This is a genomic window from Microbacterium sp. LWO13-1.2 (genome assembly GCF_038397725.1).
GTDB lineage: Bacteria > Actinomycetota > Actinomycetes > Actinomycetales > Microbacteriaceae > Microbacterium.
In genome coordinates this window covers 1,738,279-1,757,715 of sequence record NZ_CP151634.1, presented here as the reverse complement: position 1 = coordinate 1,757,715, position 19,437 = coordinate 1,738,279, and the positions used below count along the sequence as shown (strand labels likewise).

General features: G+C 62.3%; 13 protein-coding genes and 3 pseudogenes. 6 read left to right on the top strand and 10 right to left on the bottom strand.

Going from position 1 to position 19,437, the window contains the following annotated elements:
- Positions 1–137 precede the first annotated feature (137 nt).
- From MRBLWO13_RS08210 to MRBLWO13_RS08200, 3 genes are all read left to right on the top strand, one after another.
- On the top strand, positions 138–329 hold the full coding sequence (locus MRBLWO13_RS08210) for a hypothetical protein (protein ID WP_341977806.1): 192 nt from the start codon (positions 138–140) through the stop codon (positions 327–329).
- A gap of 138 nt (positions 330–467) precedes the next feature.
- The gene (locus MRBLWO13_RS08205) at positions 468–1,205 is read left to right on the top strand and encodes a hypothetical protein (RefSeq protein WP_341977803.1); all 738 of its coding nucleotides are present in this window, start codon (positions 468–470) and stop codon (positions 1,203–1,205) included.
- Positions 1,206–1,322: 117 nt separating this feature from the next.
- Complete coding sequence (locus MRBLWO13_RS08200; RefSeq protein ID WP_341977801.1) at positions 1,323–2,918, top strand: SIR2 family protein; 1,596 nt, start codon at positions 1,323–1,325, stop codon at positions 2,916–2,918.
- 225 nt (positions 2,919–3,143) lie between these two features.
- Here the strand turns inward: MRBLWO13_RS08200 and MRBLWO13_RS08195 are convergent.
- The 7 genes and pseudogenes from MRBLWO13_RS08195 to MRBLWO13_RS08165 all read right to left on the bottom strand — a co-directional run bounded on the left by MRBLWO13_RS08195 (position 3,144) and on the right by MRBLWO13_RS08165 (position 8,881).
- Positions 3,144–3,525, bottom strand: a pseudogene (locus tag MRBLWO13_RS08195) (recombinase family protein).
- A 144-nt stretch (positions 3,526–3,669) separates the two neighbouring features.
- A pseudogene (locus MRBLWO13_RS08190) lies at positions 3,670–4,498 on the bottom strand (AAA family ATPase).
- A gap of 255 nt (positions 4,499–4,753) precedes the next feature.
- Positions 4,754–4,897: pseudogene (locus tag MRBLWO13_RS08185) on the bottom strand (Mu transposase C-terminal domain-containing protein); the annotation flags it as partial.
- Positions 4,890–5,684: a transposase family protein gene (locus tag MRBLWO13_RS08180; RefSeq protein ID WP_341977799.1), complete on the bottom strand. Its 795-nt coding sequence runs from the start codon at positions 5,682–5,684 to the stop codon at positions 4,890–4,892. The pseudogene MRBLWO13_RS08185 and the gene MRBLWO13_RS08180, both read right to left, overlap by 8 nt.
- 66 nt (positions 5,685–5,750) lie before the next feature.
- Positions 5,751–5,912 (bottom strand): helix-turn-helix domain-containing protein, encoded by a 162-nt coding sequence (locus MRBLWO13_RS08175; protein ID WP_341977797.1) that lies wholly within the window; start codon positions 5,910–5,912, stop codon positions 5,751–5,753.
- A 7-nt stretch (positions 5,913–5,919) separates the two neighbouring features.
- Positions 5,920–6,516, bottom strand: a complete 597-nt coding sequence (locus MRBLWO13_RS08170; protein WP_341977794.1) for a recombinase family protein — start codon at positions 6,514–6,516, stop codon at positions 5,920–5,922.
- A 196-nt stretch (positions 6,517–6,712) separates the two neighbouring features.
- Positions 6,713–8,881 carry a glycoside hydrolase family 3 C-terminal domain-containing protein gene (locus MRBLWO13_RS08165; protein ID WP_341977792.1) on the bottom strand — a complete coding sequence of 723 codons (2,169 nt, stop codon included), beginning with the start codon at positions 8,879–8,881 and terminating at the stop codon, positions 6,713–6,715.
- A gap of 192 nt (positions 8,882–9,073) precedes the next feature.
- Here MRBLWO13_RS08165 and MRBLWO13_RS08160 point away from each other — a divergent pair, with 192 nt between their 5' ends.
- Positions 9,074–9,610 (top strand): helix-turn-helix domain-containing protein, encoded by a 537-nt coding sequence (locus tag MRBLWO13_RS08160; protein WP_341977790.1) that lies wholly within the window; start codon positions 9,074–9,076, stop codon positions 9,608–9,610.
- Between the two features lie 236 nt (positions 9,611–9,846).
- Here MRBLWO13_RS08160 and MRBLWO13_RS08155 read toward each other — a convergent pair whose 3' ends face one another.
- Positions 9,847–10,797, bottom strand: coding sequence for a LacI family DNA-binding transcriptional regulator (locus tag MRBLWO13_RS08155; protein WP_341977788.1), 951 nt, complete (start codon positions 10,795–10,797; stop codon positions 9,847–9,849).
- 223 nt (positions 10,798–11,020) lie between these two features.
- Between MRBLWO13_RS08155 and MRBLWO13_RS08150 the strand changes: the two genes are divergently transcribed.
- Positions 11,021–12,235 carry an MFS transporter gene (locus MRBLWO13_RS08150; protein WP_341977786.1) on the top strand — a complete coding sequence of 405 codons (1,215 nt, stop codon included), beginning with the start codon at positions 11,021–11,023 and terminating at the stop codon, positions 12,233–12,235.
- 52 nt (positions 12,236–12,287) lie between these two features.
- Entirely contained in the window at positions 12,288–14,711 is a 2,424-nt protein-coding gene (locus tag MRBLWO13_RS08145) for a glycoside hydrolase family 2 TIM barrel-domain containing protein (protein WP_341977784.1), read from the top strand.
- Positions 14,712–15,361: 650 nt separating this feature from the next.
- Here the strand turns inward: MRBLWO13_RS08145 and MRBLWO13_RS08140 are convergent.
- A complete protein-coding gene (locus MRBLWO13_RS08140; RefSeq protein WP_341977782.1) occupies positions 15,362–16,741 on the bottom strand; it encodes a hypothetical protein in 1,380 nt (459 codons plus the stop codon).
- Between the two features lie 689 nt (positions 16,742–17,430).
- Entirely contained in the window at positions 17,431–19,401 is a 1,971-nt protein-coding gene (locus MRBLWO13_RS08135; RefSeq protein ID WP_341977780.1) for a hypothetical protein, read from the bottom strand.
- Between the last annotated feature and the right edge of the window lie 36 nt (positions 19,402–19,437).

Sequence of the window (19,437 nt, the reverse complement as noted above, 5' to 3'; positions counted from 1 at the left end):
TCAAGACTACGCTCATCTTGCTGAACTCGAAACGAGTTCCACAGAAAGTGCCTGCGTGCATTCGTGAATTGCATTAGGGAGTTGCATAAGGGAGTTGCGCTGACGCTCCCCATGGCTGCCATGCGATCATGATTGCCATGACACAGTCACAGGACGTAAAGAGGTTCATCGCTCTGCGTGATGAACTCGCCGCACTTCGCAAGAAGTTGCCCGAGACGGGTCCACTCTCGGGCACACAACGCGACTTTGTCGCCCTCGCACAAGCTGAAGCGCTCTGCGATTTGGCCGCCACGATGAACAACGGGATCATGGTCGGCGTGGGGCAGTAGCACGACCGGCGCCAGACCGCGACTCCGCCGCCGCCGCGTCCCACGTACAAACTTGCGGCCTCTTTAGCCCGGGAATCGAAGTCTTCGCCGCACGCGGGAACGCTTCAGCGGCCTTACTTGCCAACATACGAATATGACGTGATCATGAGAGACGATGAGCAGCGCTCAGAGCAGAAAGCAGTCGCTGAAGAGTCCCTGCTGGCCCCGGACGATTCAGCTGCCCTTCTCACCATTCGAGAATCCGAAGAAGAGATGCAGCCCGAGCCGCCCGCGTGGTATCAGCGTCTTGAACAGAAGCTCGACCGTGCTGAGCGTCGACGAGGCTTCCGTGACGCACTGTTCCCGCTTCTAGGAGTGCTCATCGGTGGCCTGGTTGCGTTCGGCGGAAGCTTCGCCGTCGCGACCTATCAAAACGCCCAAGAGGCGGCGGAGCTGTTGCGTCAAGACCGTGTCGAAAAGTATCAGGCGTACTCCGACGCCGCCAACGCGTATGCCGTGGCCGCGCAGTCCCGGTTCGAGTCGTGCCAACCAAACGAAGATGCGCCGCTGGATGAGGAAGCACCATGCTCTCCCATCCAGGATGTCTACCAAAGCGCCCGCTACGAGTACGCCGGCGCGTGGCAAAATCTTGAACTCGTCGGAAGCGAGCGCGCCCGAAGAATTGCACAGTTGATGACTGAGTTGCTGCCTTCTACATCTGTCGGCTTCACAGGCACCCCCATCGACACGACCCGGGATCTCAACGCCGACCGCAGCCTCAGTGGCCTGTTCTACGTCTTCAATCAAGTCCAGCGCTGCGACACAGCACCTGTAGAACTAAGCGAGTGTGCCCCCGCTATGAAGGCGGTCGACGACATCATCGCAGAGCTTCAATGAGCCCGCCATAGTCTGAGGTTTGGGATGCCGGCCCGGGGTTAGCCGAAGCCGGTGGCGGTGCTACCGGTGACTCCGGCTGGCCGGTGTGGGACCATGTCGAGAACAGAGGTGGTGCGCGTGGAGGAAAGAACCGCAGTGCTCCTCGGTGCTGGCGCCTCCCGAGACGCCGGGTTGCCGCTTACGCAGGAACTGGCCTTGAACCTCTTGAAGTCGTTCGACGATGAACTCTCGACGATGAACGACTACATGAGACAACGGCAGCAACCTGTGGTCCGCGCACTGGAAGTCATCTATGCGGCGATGATCTCGCACGCCACAGAACAGGGTGGCAGTCCTTTATCCGCCGTGAATGTCGAGCGTCTCGTCTCTGCCATTCGCCTCCTTCGAGATCGTCGAACCCACGAGGCTGCGCCGTTCATCACGTCGTGGCGTCCTTCTCTCGAGAACGTCGATGCCCATCCCCTCGCCATTACCGACTCAGACTTGCGGAAGCACTTCACGCTCGACTCCAACTTCGATTTCCGGCTCGACGGTCTAGCGAGCAAGGTAGCCGACATAGCTCGATCAATCTCGGCTCCAGGGGACGGATCAGTGTTTCGCGCTCTCGAAGATCAGGTTCTTCGGAGAATCTGTGTGCTCCTCGCCAAGCCCGTAGATGTGTCGTACCTCGACCCGCTCGTCGACTTGGCTCTCGAGCAGCCAGGCGGCCTGGACATCACGACGCTCAACTATGACCTGACGGTGGAAATTGCGGCGCAAGCTCGTGGCGTCGAAGTTGACACCGGGCTGGGTCGCTGGATTCCAGGTTCCCCGCTGACGTTTGAGTCCACCGACCGGCGTCTGAATCTAATCAAACCGCACGGCTCCATCGACTGGGCCCGTGTGAGTTCATCGAACAGCCATCGGCTCGAAGGACACCCGCTGATGCGATATCGATATCGCACCGGGGTGGTTCCCAAGCCTCATCCGTCGGCCGATGAACCGATGCAGCCTCTGATCGTCATCGGAGATCGCGAGAAATTGGAGACGGAAGGGCCGACTCTCGAGCTGATCCGTGCTTTCGAAGACTCGATGCGCCGAGCGTCTCATCTTCTCGTAGTCGGATACTCCTTCGGCGATGAACACGTGAATACAATCATCCGAAACTGGATGAACACTAATCCGACTCGCACGGTGGGAATCGTCGACCCGGGGTGGCCAACTCACAGGATGGTCATCGACGGATCCCCACTGCCGACGTTCCGAGATGCTCTGCTCTACACAGCAGGGATCGCTCTTACGGCATCTCCCGGCCGCATCGTCGTCGTGCAGAAGGGGGCTCGGGCGGGGCTTGCCGAGGCTGTACAGGCGCGCCCGCTGAACCGGTTGGAATCACTTCTGAGCCTCGACGTCAACTACGTCGCCGATCAGGCGCACATCACCATCACGAATCCGGGCTACACCATCAGCGAGGTGAAAGTGAGCGCTTGGCCAGAATGGCAACGCAATCCTCTTCAACCTACGGCAGCGTTGGACGCCTGCGACGGAACCTGGGTTAGCGAACTGCGCCTGCCCGACCTCGAGCCGGGCGCGTCGCATGTCGTTAGTGTTGACCTCTCCCGGGAGCCCAGGCCCGTGCGACTGGACATTGCGGGGCGGTCCTGGGCCTATAACGTCCGCGAACGAGTAGAGCTAGAGACTGCAGAACCTAGTGGAACCGTTGACGACATTTGATCGCCGCTGTTCCAGCAGAGGAATCGGTGGCGTAGCTGGGGTACGCCTGGCTGTGGTCTAGCGATAGGCGAACGCTCGAGGCTCCTACGCCGAGCACACGCCTGATGCTTTCCCAACAGCTGTTCTCCAGCCGCATGCGCCTGGTGGCGGCTATCCGCTCACGCGTCATCACGCTCGGTCGCCCTCCAACGCGGCCCTGGCTGCCGGCGTAATTGAGGCACGCTGCTATTCTCTCTGAATGGTGTCGACGCGGAGCTGCGCGAACACCGCGGCGATGCCGTAGAGCGCTCGGCCCATCGGGGTCGTCGTGTCGATCATCGGTTCGGTGAGGCTGACGATGTTGAACTGGCGAGCATCGAGGTCCTGGAGCGTTTCCATCAGGATGCGCTCACTGCCCGCGAGCGGATCGAGGCGGCGGACTTTGAGAGTGTCTTCCCGGTTGGAGGTAGTCGAGGCATGCGAGCCATTGCGGCCGGTCGGTGATGCGGCTGGACTCGCCGTGGTCGACGAACACCCGTTCGCAGCCGGCAGCGTGCAGCTCGGCCGCCTGTGCCTCGGGGTTCTGTTCCCGCTTCGAGTCTCGGGCGTATCCAACTTCGTGGGCCATTCCGAAAACGGTACTGCCGAAGTTCCGGCGCGTTTAGGTTTCGGCAGGGGGTTCCGACGGACTGATTCTCGGCGTGTCGCTACCCTGGTTTGTGGAGTTGATCGCTCGGTGGCGGTGTTCCGTGATCGTTGTGTGGCGCTACAGCTAGTTGCCGATGACGAGGATGCTGGCTGCGGCTTCGATGACGTCGTCGGTGATGGTTTCGAGTTCGTTGATTTTGAGGACTCGGGCTATCTGGGGGAAGAGTCGTTCGAGGAGGCGGAAGTTGCCGCGGGTGATGCGTTCGATGGCGGCGATGGCTTGTGCGTCGGTGAAGTCGTGGGGATCGAGGGTTCGGCCGAGGCGTTTCCAGTGGCGGTCGAGGACGAAGAGGAGTTCGTCGCGGCCGAGGGTTCGGTAGTGGTGGGAGAACCCTAGGCGGCTATAGAGCTGCGGGTAGTGGCGGAATCGTTGATCGATTCCCGGCATCCCGATAAGGACCATTGAGAGGTGTTCACGGTCGTGCCGGTCGCGGAGCAGCTCAAGCCCTGCGGGCGTGAGTCGTTCGGCTTCGTCGATGATGAGGAGTTCGACCAGATGTGAAAAATTGCCTGGTTTGCTGCGGGGCTCGGTCTCAGTTGAGCGGAGGTGTTCGTCGGCGCAGATGCCGACTTTGACCTGCCAGTAGTCGATGTCCCTCATGAGGTCCTTGGGTCGGCAGAGGACTTCGGGTCTGTAGAACACGGTGCGGGATCGGTTAGCGAGGGCGTAGTGCTTGGCGTCGTGGTCGCCGCGCGGCCCCCATTCGTTGATGTAGGGCTCGAGAGCGTCCCAGTTGGCGTAGCGGCGGGCAGAGTTGATCTTACCGACGCCGGCATCGCCATGGCAGATGCCGATGGTGCGTTCTTTCCGGACGGCATTGGCCTTTCCGGACGGCATTGGCGAATTCGGTGAAGCGGCGATGTTCTTTGGTCACGATGAATGTCTGGTTCATTACTCGTCCTCTTTCATATGAGCGTAGGCGGCGCCGGTGTGGAGCGGGCGCGACATCGCGCGGCTCTTCGCGGTGGGTAACGGTGGGGATACGGTCGTTGATCGTGTGCCGGAGTTGTTTGCGGCGGGCTCGGCGGACGGTTTCGATGTGGCGGAGACTCATTCGGAGATTGGGGTGGGCTTCATCGACGGCAATACAGATGAAGGTGTCGCGGTCGTAGACGCGGATCTCGGAGATGTCGTGCGGGTCGTAGCGGACGGTGATGGTGTGCCCAACGAACGGGGCAAGCGTCGGTGCGAGGTAGCGCTGACTTTGGAAGTGGATGCCGTCTCGTTGCACGACGCGGCTTTTAGGGACGGTGAGCAGTAGCCCGTCGAGTTCTTCGAGACTGTCAGGCATTCGAGGGAGCCAGCCTTCGGCGACCCAGTCGTCGCGAGGTGAGAGGCCAAGCTCGCGGTGGGTGCGTTCGTTGTACGTCGAGATGAAAGCAGCGACGGCCTGGTCGAGTGCGGGAGGTCCAGGCCAGGCTGAGGTTTTCTACTGCCTGGGCCGATGTGTCCTGGGAGGGTGGCGAGGAGTTCGGTGTTGATCGTTCGGAAGAAGCGCTCGATTTTGCCTCGGCCCTGGGGCGCCCGACTGTTGAGTGGATGATGCGGATCCGCAGCTCGATAGCTGTGCGCACAAGGTGGTGGCTGGTGAAGTCGGATCCATGGTCGACGTGCAGGATGTCAGGGATGCCGCACATCGCCCATGCGGGGTCGGTTTTTCGCCAGATCGCTTGGCGCAGGGCGAGGGCTGTGTTGAGTGCGGAGGGTGCGCCGGTGAACACGGTGTATTCGCAGATCGCCCGCGAGTAGTCATCCATGACAATCGTCAGCCAGGGCCGGTCTGGTTTTCCGCTGATGCCGGTGACGAGGAGATCGAGTTCTGTGTGGTCCGCTTGCCAGGTTTGATTCGGGCGTTCTGCTCGGCGACGTAACACGAGCTCATGCTTGTCCCGATATGAGGTGGGTCCCTCCAGAGCGAGCGTGACTAGCGCTGGATCCAGCGCCCTGACGATCTGTCTGACGGTGGCATAGCTCGGAGCTGGCTTGTCTGCCCGTTCGACTTTATTGACGGCGACGCGATGCAGCGTCGCGAGGGCAGGGCGCGGCCTGGTCAGCGCGAGCTTTTCGATGAACTTCACTGTCTCGGACGCAGTCCGGCGCAGTCCGGCGCAGTCCGGCGCAGTCCGGCGCGTGCCGGCGTCTGCTCAAGGGCGGGAATCGAAAGCGGCGCCGCCGCGGTCCCGGTACAGCTGGTGCCAGCGCTGCAGGGTGCGCAGGGCGACTCCGGTATCTCGGGCGAGGACGGCGAGGGGTACCTGGTCTTCGACGTGGAGTCGGAGGATGCGCCATCGCTCGTCACCGTTCATGGCATCGCTACACGGCGGTGTTCTCGGGGCCGGCGACGGCTTGCTGGTGACGGTAGAGAGTAGCTCGACTCCAGCCGACAAGCCGAGCAGCTTCTTCGGCCGTGCGCCCCTTCGCTCGAGCATCGGCCGCGATCGCCAGCTTGTCCGCGATCACTGCAGGGTCAGACAGAGGTCGGCCAAAGCGAGTGCCGCTCTGCCTGGCTGCAGCGATTCCGGCGTTGACTCGCTCGACGATCAGTTCGCGTTCGTACTCGGCGAGCGTGGCCAACATGTTGAGCATCAGCCGACCTGTCGATGTCGCCGGATCGATTCCATCGGATATCGACCGCACGTGAATGCCGCGGACGCGCAGCAGGTTCACGGTGTTGAGGACGTCGATCAGGGAGCGGCCGAGGCGATCGACTCGCCACACGACAACCGTGTCACCGGACTCCGTGTGCTCGAGGAGCTTCTTCATCCCTCGACGCTCGATCGCGGTCTTGCTCCCGGAGGTGACGTCGGCGAACACGTCTCGCTTTTGAACGCGGGCGACGACGAGAGCATCGAGCTGCAGCTGCGCGTCCTGACTCGACGTACTCACCCGCGTGTACCCAAGAAGTTTCACGCGCCCAATTCTGACTCAGAAACCCCTGCCGGTCACGAGACTGAGACAGTTTGCGGTAAGACGCCTTTCTAAGACAGAACCCGCCGCGAAATGCCGCGCCGCTGACCGCGCCGTTCTCGCACGAACTCGATGTCTCGAAATGCTATTGCTTTTCAAGATGCCTGCTGTGGGCGCCCCGCCGTCGCGTGGGTGCTTCTCACAGTAGGTCCAGGGTTGCCGTCGCTGCCTCCTTGTCGCCGGAGAATGCTGCGGCTTCGATGACCACCGAGGGGGAGGCGGGGACGAAACCGTCGTCAGTCCACCGGTTGGTGGGGCGGGTCGATCCTTCGACTGTGACGGTCTTGGTTTCGCCGGCCTCGAGCCACACGGGAGTGAAACCGACGAGGACGCGGCGGGGGAAGTCGTTCGCGTCGATGACGGCGTAGAGCTGCACGACGTGTCGGCCGGGCCGATCTCCGGTGTTCGATACAGAGACCGTGGCATCGAAGTGCTCGTCGACGACGGGCGAGACGGTGACCTGGTCGATGCTGAATGTCGTGTACGACAGTCCGAAACCGAGCGGGAATGCGGCGGCGTTTCCGTCGCGGTCGAGGAGTCGTTGTCCGTGCCACCGGTCGTAGGTGATTTCGGTGGCGTCGATGTCGAGGAAAGGGAGGTGGCTTTCGTCCAGGGGTATGGAGTAGGGCAGTCTGCCGGTGGTGTCATGGTGGCCGAGGAGGACGTCCGCGAGGGCGGTTCCGCCCTCGGAGCCGTTGTACCAGCCAATAAGAACAGCGGGAACTTCGTCGCGCCACTCCTCGGTGATGACTGCGCCTGCGGTGACAATGACCACGACTGTGCGCGGGTTGGCGGCGACGGTGGCGCGGATGATGTCTGCGTCGATGGGGCGCAAGCGCAGGGATCGGCGGTCGCCACCGATCGCGCTTCCCATCACCATGCCGCCATCGCTGGCCGCGTCCATCAGCGCGCCCAGATCCACGCCCTCCGGCGCAGGAGGGAACAGAGACAGGAGATTGGGGTGAGAAGTCATGATGTTGCCGAGGTACTCGCCCTCATCAGCAGAGGTGTAACCGACGACAACGATCGCAACGTCCGCGCTGGCCGCGCTGGTCGCGGCGGCGCTTGGGTCATCGGCTTCTACGAAGTCGACGCTCGCGCCTGGCAAGGCGGTGCGGATGCCCTCTAGGGGAGTTGTGACATGCGGCGTATGGACGTTCGAGGAGCCCTCGTCGCCGGTGTTGGCCAATCCTGCGAGGCGACCGATTACCGCAACCTGTCGCAGCGATGACGCATCGAGGGGAAGAAGAGGCTGACCGTTCACGTCGTCGTTCTTCAGGAGTACCGCCGCGGTTGCGGCAGCCTCTCGAGCCAGCGCGCGGTGCTCGTAAGAGAAGACCACATCGATCGAGGGCGCATCGTCGAGTTCGCGCGCGTAGAACGCGATTTGGGTGGCGAGGATGCGTCGACCGGCGCGATCGACATCGGCCCAGGATGCTCGTCCCGCGTCGAGGTCAGCCTCAAGGTGCTGGGCGCGCTGCTGCTGGAAAGGTTCCTCGACATCCAGGCCGGCGTGGAGGGACTTGCCGGCGTCGCGAAGTCCGAGGAGGAAGTCCGAGACGGTAACTCCTTGGAAGTCCCACTGGCCACGCAGAATGCTCTCCATGAGGATCTCATTCTGTCCAGCCCACTCCCCATTGACGCTGTTATAGGCGGTCATGATCCCATCGACGCCCGCTTCAACGGTGCGCCGAAAGTGCGGCAGGTAGACCTCGTGAAGTGTGGCGTCGTCGGCGGTGACGTTGACGACGAAGCGGCCGTTCTCCATCGAGTTCAACGCGAAGTGCTTCGACACGGCCATGGCATGGTGGCGGACACCGCGAGTGAGCGCGCCACCGAACTCACCGAGCGCATAGCTGTCCTCGCCATACGTCTCTTGTGCGCGCCCCCACGCAGGGTGCCGAGGAAGGTTGATGCAGACGCCACCGAAGAAATTCCCGCCTTGCGCGCGAACCTCAGCGCCGATCGCAATCCCGATCCGCTCCTCGAGAGCGAGATCCCAGGTGGCCCCGCGAGCCATGGAAACCGGGAAGGCAGTCGAGGCGCCCATGACAACACCACGCGGTCCGTCACTGAAGCGGAGACCCGGGAGGCCGACCCTGTCGACGCAGCCCATAACGATGGGGGTTCGGTTATATCCCTGGGTCATCTCCGCCATGCCTGACCAGAAGTCCTGATCACCGTCGAGCAGGCCCAGCTTTTCCTCCGCGGTCAATTGCGCGAGGAGGCTGATGGCTTCAGACTGCGCGGTGGTACCAGCACGAACGCGCTGAACAGCGTCATCGAACAAGGTGTGAGTGGTCGTCATCGACTTTCCTTATCTTCAACCTCCTCAGCTCAAGTGCTGCGGAGATGTCTCTAGGATCGAAACCCTTACCCGCATCAGTGCGGGTAAGAAGATGGTAAACATATAACCGTGACTGCGCAAGGGGAGACGACGAGCGAGCCTGCGACAGGGCGGCAATCGCGGATCCGTCTTGCGCCCGATGTTCGCCGCGCCATGATCATCGAGCAGGCCACGACGTTGATCTCCGAACGTGGGTTTAGTGCCTTCACGCTGCTCGGTCTTGCTGAGGCGTGCGGGATGACCCGACGTGGACTCGATCACTACTTCACGTCACGTGAAGAAATTCTGATCGCCGTTCTGCGTCACCGCGACGAAGTAGACGTCGCCGTTCTTGGTCTAGGGGAGATGGGGGCGGCTCTGGATCGAGAAAGCGCCTGGCGCGCCCTGGACGAGACCGTGCGTCGCAACGCTTCCCAGCGCGAGATCGTGCGGCTCTACACCGTGCTCGGTGCCGAGTCGCTCAATCCGGATCACCCGGCCCACGGCTACTTTTTGGAACGCGCCCTGACCGCCCGAAGAGCCATTGCTGCCGCAATCGGCTCCTGGCATCCGCGCCCGGAGGAGTTTGCAATTGAGGTGATCGCCATCCTTGATGGGCTACAGATCAGCTGGTTGCGAGAGCCGCACCTTGATCTGTTCGAGCTCTGGCGAGACGCCGGACCGCTGCTCGACCGAGACTCGACGCCGTAACCCCTCGCGAACGGCGCGGCACACCATGCGCCATCGGTGTGTTCACGCAACCTTGCAGTATGAGCTCGCGGGTCGGGGTGATTGGGGTAGACCTCACGATTCTCGGGCAACTCGTTATTCGCTGCCGAACCGACGTAGAGCCTCCGAATGAGACGGCCCCTTCGGTCTCAGCGATGTCGTCTGGACAGTTCCCGGCGACAGCGGCTGAGCTTCTCGTCATCACGCGGCTCGCCGCTCTACGCGGAGCCGCCCTGTACGACTTTGAGCAGATGAAGGTCGGTGAGGGGGGCGGCGGGAACGGAGCCGGACAGCCGGCTCACGATGTGGTGGACCATCACGTGTACGGCGATTGTTGTATCGACCGCGATGGTGGTAAGACGGGGCGCCATTAGTGCGCCTATCCGAGTCGCGTCCACGCCTACCAGAGCTACATCTTCAGGAACGCGACGTTCGATTTCTCGGGCTGCGGCGAGGAGAGCGACCGCGACGTCATCGTTGTAGCAGGCGATGGCCACTCCGTAGGGAAGGCGGCGCAAGACGGATATCGCGTCGAGAAGGTCGACAGATAGTCGGATCGAATTCGGCGCTGCCATGCCGTGCTCTCGGCAGTAGTCCGCTAGTCCTTGTTCTCGGGTGTCGCCGTAGACGTCGAGGCGGGCGTCGTGCAGGTGTGCGTAGACGAGGTTCTGGTGCCCCTTCGCTGCTAGGTACTCACCCTGAAGCTGACCGATGCGATAGTTCACATCTTGCCCCGCCGCCAGATCGATCAGGGTGACGCCGCTTGCTTCTATGGATTTGCGCTCCGCATTCGTGGCGGCGACGAAGGGCGCGATCACCGCGCGCGGCCGAATTGTCGTGATGAAGTGTTCAAGCAGTTCTACGGGAGAACTCGAGAAATGCAGAACGAGGGTCAGGCCGACTTGAGCGAGTTCTGCGGTGAGAACGTCGATGACGTCTTGCAGGTTCGTGCCGAACGTTGTGTTGGGCACGAGGGCGACGACGAGGTCGCTCGTTCCGGTAGCAAGAGTTCGAGCGGCCGCTGACGGGCGGTAGTTCATCGCCGCGGCCATCTCCTCCACTCGTCGAATGGTTTCTGGGGCGAAGCGCCCTCGCCCGTTCAGGATCTGACTGACAGCGGGCCGAGACACCCCCGCAGCGCGTGCAACGTCATCGCTGGTGACTGTCATGTGCCTATCCCTTCTCGGTCTCTGCAACCAGCCTAGTTGACGCGCGTAATCACTTTGGTGTTAGATCAACCGATAACGCGCGTAAGCGTTCACCCTCACAGAGTTGTGGAGACCCATGTCGATCAATAACGTTCAACCCGAAACCGGCCCGTATCAAGCGGCCGTTCCCGGTTCAGCAGTTGCACCCAATTCCGTTCTCGAGACATCGACGGGTCCTCAGCACATGAGCCGATGGCTCTGGGTCGTCTACCCCCTGGCGATGATCAGTGTCAACGTCGTGTGGGGCGGTGTGCTTCAGGTGATGCTCGGCAGGCAGGTCGCGGAGATGCTCGGCAACACGACCGGGGCGGCCGGCATGCTGGGCCTCGTGATCAGCGCCGGGGCGATCTCAAGCTTGGTAGCGCAGCCGCTACTCGGATTCCTCTCGGACAAGACGAGCAGCCGCTTCCTTGGCCGCCGTAACATTTGGATCCTGGGGTCCGCCGTCACGGCAACCATCGCCCTGCTGGTCACCGCCAGTAGCCCGAGTCCCCTCGTACTCGCCATCACCTGGGCGATCGCGATGTGGCCGCTGAGTGGTCTGCAGGCTGCTCTGACCGCCGTTCTCCCTGAGCGCGTCCCGATCCGTAACCGAGGGACCATGTCCGGGCTGGTGGGCGCTTCGTCGATCGTGGGCGGCTTCGGGGGAATCACGATCGCTGGCCTCACGACGAACCTCTTCGTAGGGTACTTGGGTATCGCTGCGATCATGCTCGTCATGGGGACAATCTTCGCGTTGACGACGAAGGACTACGTGCCGGACAGGGCGACGGTTCGCGCCTCCACGGCCGAGCGTCGGGCGGCGGCCCGCTTTCCGAGCTTCCGCAGCGCCCCGGATTTCTGGTGGACGTTCGCCGGCCGGTTCCTCATCATCTTCGGCTACAACTTCATGTCTGGCATGCAGCTGTACATCCTTGCTGACTACATCGGTGTCGGTACGGTCACTGAAGCAGCCGCCATCTTCGTCGCTGTTCAGGGTGTGAGCACTCTGGCGCTCCTCATCTTCTCGATCATCGGCGGATGGCTGTCGGACAAATTCGGACGAGTTCGTGTGTTTGTGGCCCTGTCGAGCCTCCTCTTCGCTCCTGGTGCGCTCGTCTACTTCTTGGTGCCCACTCTCACCGGCGCCTTCATTGGGAGCGGCATCCTGGGTGTTGCCTTCGGTGTCTACCTCGCCGTCGATCAATCGTTGATCACCCGAGTTCTGCCGAACATGGACAACGCCGCGAGGGATCTCGGCGTGATGAATGTCGCGAATGCCGGACCACAGGTGATTGCGCCCGCACTGGCCGGCGCCCTCGTCGCGGCGACCGGTCTCTATCAGCCTCTTTTCATCGTGACCATAATCGCCGTCATCCTCGGTGCCATCAGTGTCCGATTCATCAAGAGCGTTCGGTAATGACCGATCGCTCATCCACCCACCTATCGCACATCGTCAGAGAGGCACTCGCATGATCCGTCAACCCTTCAACAGTGACTGGAGCGTCGGTCCCAAAGGCTCGCCCTTCGACGCCTTCAGCGGTGGAACAGCAAGGACGCCCGTCCCCCTGCCCCACGACGGCCTCCGCGACCTGCCGCGCTCCGCCGACAGCCCCAACGGCAGTCACACCGGCTACTACCCGAGCGCGCACCTCGAGTACACCAAGACCATCGACGTGCCCACGGAGTGGCGTGAAAAGAGTGTGGTCCTCGACATCGAAGGCGCCTACCGTGACGCTGTCGTATACGTCAACGGCGACTTCGCGGCTCAGCGCCCGAACGGGTACGTCGGGTTCAGCGTCGCCCTGGATCCGTTTCTCCGGTTCGGCGAGGCAAACACCATCAGCGTGGAGGTCCGCACCCATGAAGATAGCCGGTGGTACACCGGCGCCGGCCTCTACCGGAACGTGTGGCTCGTAGCCACTGAGCCTGTGCACATCCCGCTTGACGGTGTGCGCATCGCGACCCCCGTCATCGAGGCCGACCTCGCATTCGTGACCACCAGCGTCGAGGTCGCCAATGAGACTCGACACACGCGCACCGTCCGGGTCGAGACAGAGATCCGCGACGATGCCGATACGGTGCTCAGTCTGCAAACCGCGCCGATCACACTCCTTCCTGGCACGACGGGGCGAGTGCACCTGCGTCACTATCTCTTGGCGCCCGCGCTGTGGGACGTCGACGACCCTCGTCTGCATACTGCGCACACTCGCCTACAGGAGGGCGACACCCTCCTCGATGAGGACGAATCCGTTTTCGGCGTACGATCCGTGACCGTCGATCCGGTACATGGTCTGCGAATCAATGGGAGCTCGGTGAAGCTCCGGGGAGGCTGCATTCACCACGACAACGGCCCGCTCGGCAGCGCCGCTCACCCACGCGCTGAGGAGCGTCGCGTCGTGCTGCTCAAGGAGGCCGGCTACAACGCCGTCCGCAGTTCCCACAACAACATCAGCCGCGCGTTCCTCGACGCCTGCGATCGCCACGGACTCCTGGTCTGGGATGAGGTGTCCGATGTGTGGACGAAGAGCAAGACCGCGTTCGATTACTCCCTGGATTTTCCCGAGTGGTGGGAGCGCGACGTCGAATCGATGGTCGCCAAGGACTTCAATCACCCGAGCGTCATCATGTACTCCACCGGCAACGAGATCTTCGAAACCGGTAGCTCAATCGGATCTACCTGGGGCCGCGCCCTTGCGGAGAAAGTGCGTTCGCTCGACAACACCCGCCTCATTACCAACGCCATCAACGGCATGGTCGCCACCATGGACGTCTTCGCGGCACAGATGTCTTCGGGCGATGAGCCCTTGAACATCAACGCGCTCATGGGATCGATGGAAGACATGATGAACACCCTTGGCTCGACGGGCCTGGTCTCCGAACGAATCGAAGAATCCCAGTCGCAGCTCGACGTCTGCGGTGTCAACTACGCCGAGGCTCGCTACGCGATCGACGCCGAGAAACACCCGAACCGCATCCTTGTGGGATCCGAGACCTTCCCGCGAGCACTCGATCGGATCTGGCCACTCGTCGAGCAGCACCCGACCGTGATCGGCGACTTCGCCTGGACTGCATGGGACTACATCGGTGAAGCGAGCATTGGACGACCCGTCTACCCAGACGATGCCGATACGCCGCGGGGCACGAGCTCCCCTTTTCCGTGGATGCTCGCTCAATCCGGCACGATCGACATTCTCGGAAATCGTCGCCCGGTCTCGTTCTGGCAGGAAACAATCTGGGGACTGCGGAACCAGCCTTTCATCGCCGTCCAGCGACCCGAGCATCATGGACGCGAAGTGTTCGTGGGTGGCTGGTCGTGGGATGACGTCGTGAGCAGCTGGAGCTGGAAAGTACCGCCCGGGTCGCCGATCAAGGTCGACGTCTACAGCGATTCCGACGAGGTCGAGCTCCGCCTCGACGGCTCAACCATCGGCCATGCTCAGGTTGGAGCCCAGAAGGCATGCATCGCGAAGTTCGACATCGAATACCGTCCGGGTGAGCTCACTGCGATCGCCATCCGAGACGGAAAGGAAATCGGGAGGAGCACGCTGCGCACGCGCAGCGACCGTATCCAAATTGCCCTCAGCGCGGATCGCACCGAACTGCGAGCAGACGGTACGGATCTCGCATACGTCAGCGTCGAGCTCGCCGACGAGACAGGAACGATCGCGACTGACGTCACCGCTGCCGTCTCGGTGGAGATTGAGGGCCCCGGGATCCTCGCCGGGTTTGGAAGCGCCCAGCCGGACACCACCGAAGACTTCGCAGCTGCGACCCGAACCACTTACGACGGACGGGCACTAGCGATCATCCGTCCCACAGGTCCAGGCACGATCACCCTGCGTGCTGCAGCGACGGGCTTGCCGCTGCAGTACCTGAATCTCACGGCGCGTTGAGTGTCGAGGGGTGTTCCGTTCACACACGGGACACTCCTCCACCCCCGACAGAGGCCCGGAAGGGCGAAAGCACAAAGTCCACCGAGAACGATCGTTACGAACCATCTCTGCGTATTGGGAAATTCCAGCCTTCTACCCGCACGATGCGGGCAAACCATCGGTGAACTACCTGGCCGAGATCGTCCATAGTTGCCTGCGGCAAGCACTTGGCTAAGTTGCGTTTGGCCCGAATAGTAGCGACCCGCTAAGACGGCACTCGAAACTTTTTTGTCTCTAGAACGAGCACGCGCATGCGCATGCGCACCACTTGGCAGCTGACGCGATGTTCCAAGCAGAGCATTTTCTCGGAGGCTCACCCCGACACCACAGCATCGCAGGGCTTGATGGATCGGTAGATCGAACCGTCTGATTGGTAAAAAGTCTCTTTGTCGGCAGCTAACGCCACACAGTGATCACAGAACACCGCCACCGATCAATCAATTCCACAACCCTGGTTATCCACTGCGGCCGCCCCACCGTAAACGATCGTTTTCGGCAGGGGCACTCAGTGACCAATGAGGAAGACTAAGGAAACTTGCGAAACCCCCACACTGCTCCGTCGGTGGTGGGGGCCTAGTTGTTTCTTGTCGAAACGGTGCACACAAAGGGCTTCAGTAGTGCGCAACGATCTCCGTGGTGCTCGAAACGAGATGACCAGCGGGCGTGATCTGACGGTGCAGGCCGTCTTCTTCAAAGACGTGTGCCGCCCCAGGGAATGCTTCGAAGGGAAGCGGATTGAGGGCGTTCGGGTTGTGGAACACAGCGAGACCGTCGATCCAGTCCTCTTCGTACCCAGGCGTCACCGTCTGCGAGAACGCTTCCTCCACACCCGTGTTGTCCTTCGAGAAGCGTCGCCCCTCGTGCTTCACGGTCACACTCGGATCCCCCATGCCCGCCGCGATGCCCATGCGGTTGAACTTTGAGAGCGTCCCAGCCGCGTTGTGGACCACGCCGCTGACGTGCTCGGAGTCCGGCAGCTTGAAGAAGCCGGAGTGGAGCACCTTCGGGCCCCACTTAAGTTGAGCGACCGGCACTTCGATTTTCTGCATCCTTCCTTCAGACTCGACTTCCTCGACGCGCACGCCGTATAGGTACTCAAAAAGCGCTGACTGGCTCCAAGTCATCGAGAGATCTTGGTGGAAGTCTTGGATGGCGATGACGAAAGGGATCGTCAGGTCCAAGCCATCGCGCGTCCAGTAGCCCTTGTCGTTCAGCTTCGCCCACAGCGGGCCGGAGAACCGAGTCGGCAGGTAGTTGTGCACGTACTCAAAGATGTCCTCCTCTGTAGTGGGGAGCGGAACGACCTGGTTGGCAGGCGGAGGGTTTGAGGTGGTGGCTTCTACGTAGAAGTCACCCACGATTCCGCGAGCGAGGAAGTCGGGAGCAGGTTTCGGCTGCTCCACTCGGTGCCCCGCCTCCCTCAGCACGGCCCACAAGTAGAGTTCCCAGACGCGCGCATCGAAGCCGGTTGTTTGGAACTGTTCGATGTACGAGCCGTCCTGGTTCTCGTACCAGCGCATCGCGACCTCGATCAGTCGCTTCGCGGCGACGGCGGTCGTACTGTCACGGAGGTACCTGAAGCGCGTGTGCAGCTTGCTCGCCTTCGCCACCTTCGCGAAGAAGTCCACCGAAGCCTTCTCGTCACCCTGCGCTCGTGCCTTGTCGTAGTCAATATGGACGCGAGCCATGCTCGCCGCCGTCCGCTCAACGGCCTCACGAATGTTCGCGTGGTCCTGAAGGATGTCCACACCGCGGTATCTCCCAGCGAGGTCCGGAGCCATGACGGTGCTGTGTAGGTCCTTGTCAGTGAGGTCGACGAAGACCGTCCCGAAGACTTGTGCGGACTCGATCTCCAGCCACTCAACCTCTTTGACCGGTGGCAACCAACCAGGGCCGCGCGCCCAGACCACGTGAGCGTTGAACCGTCGCTCGGACACCTGTCGAATCTCGACGGGTTCAACTTCTTCATTCCCCACGGTGTACCCCCTCATTGGTCGCTCCAGGGTAGCGGGGCCGAACGATCGACGGTGATGCCTCTCGCCCACGTCCGCGTGTGCTCCAAAACGATCGCTTCTGGCGGGCGCTCACCGCGGTCTCTAGTACGGAGTAACCGTCGCCGTGCCGCGTCACAAGGTGCCAGACCCTGGCGGATCCGGCTTTCGTCGAGTGAGGACTTTGAGGACGCGATAGGCGTTCTTAGCGAAGACCCCTTCTTTGACGGCGTGTCCTCGTCGGCCCCTACGCTGAGCGCATGGAGGACCACGCTTCGAATCCCGCTGGGCGACTCTGGCTGTACTTCACTGAGATGAGCAACAGGCCGGCGGGCGAGGGGGGCAACAGCCACGCGGCTGCCCACTGGCAATGCGCACTCATCGCGAAGACGGTCAGTAGACGATTCGGCAATTGCGAACGTGACGCGGCCGATTCGTCCGGATGAGAGCGACCAGCTTGCCGAGCCCGCTTCGGCGCCCTCCGAGTAGCATAGGCGCCCCGTGAGGCTCTGGTGAGCTTCGACCTCGACGTCACCGCGACCCCGCGCGCGACGCTTGTGCGGGTGCCGACATCTCAGGCCGCACAGAAGCTAAGCCGCGATCTCGCCGAGACAGGTACCTCGAACTCGATGCCGACCCCATGGGCGCTGAGCAACGTCGGACCTACACGGCTTCTCACCCCTCTAGGGCTAGGTCGACGGCCTCGCCCTGTCAGAGCACGACTCGCTATCAGGATGCAGTCGATACACCCTGTGGACAATCCCTCCACGATGCGCGTTCACCAGTACGGGCGCGATGCGGATCCGTTTGCTTTCCTCGAGTCCCCGGCCAAACCGCTGCCTGCGCCAATGCCCGCGTCGGAAGTGCGGGGACACAGGGGTGGCCGGCTGCTCGTCTCCGACGTGTCGTGTTGATCTCCAGCCTCTGTGCGTCGAGCCGACGTCGATCACTCGGATACCCGCGCCCGAACGCTTGGCGTCTCGCTGGAAGTCCGTCGTCGAGATCTGTGAATCGACCTCCGCGAGCGGTATCCCGAGTGGCACGACTGTGCTGCCATCAGGCTCATGCCAGTGGGCCCACGCCACGACCGCTGTGAGGTTGTCCACGACATCGCGGTATCGGGTGGTCGATCTGGAGGCGGGAACGACGAATCGCCCCAGGGGTGCTCCATAGGCGCCCGGGAGTGCCAGGCACCAGGCGAAGAGGTCGGCAGGTTGGCCGTCGTCGTCCGCCAGCAAGAGGATGCCTTCGATGTGCGCCCCGATCTGCTCTATCGCAGCATCGATGTCAGCGGACAACCAATCATCGTTGCCGCGACTGATGTCACGGTCCGAGATGAACTGACCGACCGTGACGTCACCTCTCAGGGAGTCATGCGCGACGGCGGAGAGTCGCTTCCACTGCTCGGCACCGGCCTCCGTCGGCGGCGGCGAGGTGGGTTCGAGGTGCGGAGGTTCCGCGAAGGCGAGGAAGACTTGCGGGTAGGGCATGATCATCTCTTTGCGGTCCGACTCGTTCATCGGCTCCGAATCCGCGAACGCCGCCGTTTGACCCGCAGGCAGCCAGTACGCCGCCGCCGCGGTTAGCCCGATCGCGAGCTGACCTCGGACGGAGCTGCTATCTGCTCCGAGCCAGCGAGAGAAACCGGCGAGGGCGTACATGTTCTGGCTGGCGAGGGCCTGTCCAGGCTGCGGGTGGGGACTGACGAGCGCGAACGGATGGCACGCCAGCCCCAGCTTCTTGGCGATCCGGCTTCGCGACTCGAAGACGTCTCGCCAGGACGACAGCATCTTTGTCGGCCCATACCCGACGTACAGATTCCGCGCTGACGGCGACGTGCTTGGCAGCGGAAGGCCGACGGTAGTGATCTCCGCCGATACCTGCGCGGTCCTCACCGAATCCACAACGTGACCTAGAGCGATCCTCGGCGCCTGCGCATCGGCACGATCATTGACGATGCCACCGGATCCCCATACGTGCACGGCGGCCGCATCGAGGTCGCCCGCACGCGATTCCCAGACGCGATCTGCGAAAGCAACAGCTTCGTCGAGGATCACTCGTTGCTCCGCGCCAGGTGATGACCGGTCCACAATCGCGTGCGCGCCGGCGTAGTCTCGCCGAACAACACCACGAGCCACGAGCTCATCTCGGTACGTGATCGGGATAATCGACGGACCAAGTTCTCCCATGTCGAGCAATATCACGAGATTCGACAGCCTCTTAGCCTCGTGAGAAGTCTCCGACGCGCCTCGACGTTCACCGCGGGCCCGTTGGATACGCGTGACCTGCTCCGCGCTCAGGCTCTTCGACCCGTTGGCAATCCACGCGTTCACTCCCAAGGCGCGACTGAACGACTCGATCTTCTCCACGCGCGTACCACCCGCGGCCAGGTCCATCGCTGCATCAGCGAAGTGGTCCCATCCCTCGTGTACTCGAGCGTGGTGTGCGCTGGCGTCGGCGTACACGGCGCGCAGGAAGTCCCTTTCAGCCCTCAAAGCGGTCGCGTACCCGGCCGCTTCGCTCGTGAGAGAGGACTGCTCGTCCTTTAGATCCTCCTTCAATCTTTCGACTCGAGCCAGCGCTGTCTCGGCGTCAGCCAACGCCGCAAGCTCGGACTGCAGTTCGCTCTCGAGCTGGGCGATGGTCGCCTCCTGGACCACACTGCGCCGGCCAGCACTCCGCGCCTTGTGCTTTCC

What these genes read in the sequence shown, in the direction of transcription:
- MRBLWO13_RS08210 (WP_341977806.1), top strand. Translation starts at nt 138, where the DNA reads ATGACACAGTCACAGGACGTAAAGAGGTTCATCGCTCTGCGTGATGAA.
- MRBLWO13_RS08175 (WP_341977797.1), bottom strand. Translation starts at nt 5,912, where the DNA reads ATGAACGGTGACGAGCGATGGCGCATCCTCCGACTCCACGTCGAAGAC.
- MRBLWO13_RS08165 (WP_341977792.1), bottom strand. Translation starts at nt 8,881, where the DNA reads ATGACGACCACTCACACCTTGTTCGATGACGCTGTTCAGCGCGTTCGT.
- MRBLWO13_RS08160 (WP_341977790.1), top strand. Translation starts at nt 9,074, where the DNA reads ATGATCATCGAGCAGGCCACGACGTTGATCTCCGAACGTGGGTTTAGT.
- MRBLWO13_RS08155 (WP_341977788.1), bottom strand. Translation starts at nt 10,797, where the DNA reads ATGACAGTCACCAGCGATGACGTTGCACGCGCTGCGGGGGTGTCTCGG.
- MRBLWO13_RS08150 (WP_341977786.1), top strand. Translation starts at nt 11,021, where the DNA reads ATGAGCCGATGGCTCTGGGTCGTCTACCCCCTGGCGATGATCAGTGTC.
- MRBLWO13_RS08145 (WP_341977784.1), top strand. Translation starts at nt 12,288, where the DNA reads ATGATCCGTCAACCCTTCAACAGTGACTGGAGCGTCGGTCCCAAAGGC.
- MRBLWO13_RS08140 (WP_341977782.1), bottom strand. Translation starts at nt 16,741, where the DNA reads ATGAGGGGGTACACCGTGGGGAATGAAGAAGTTGAACCCGTCGAGATT.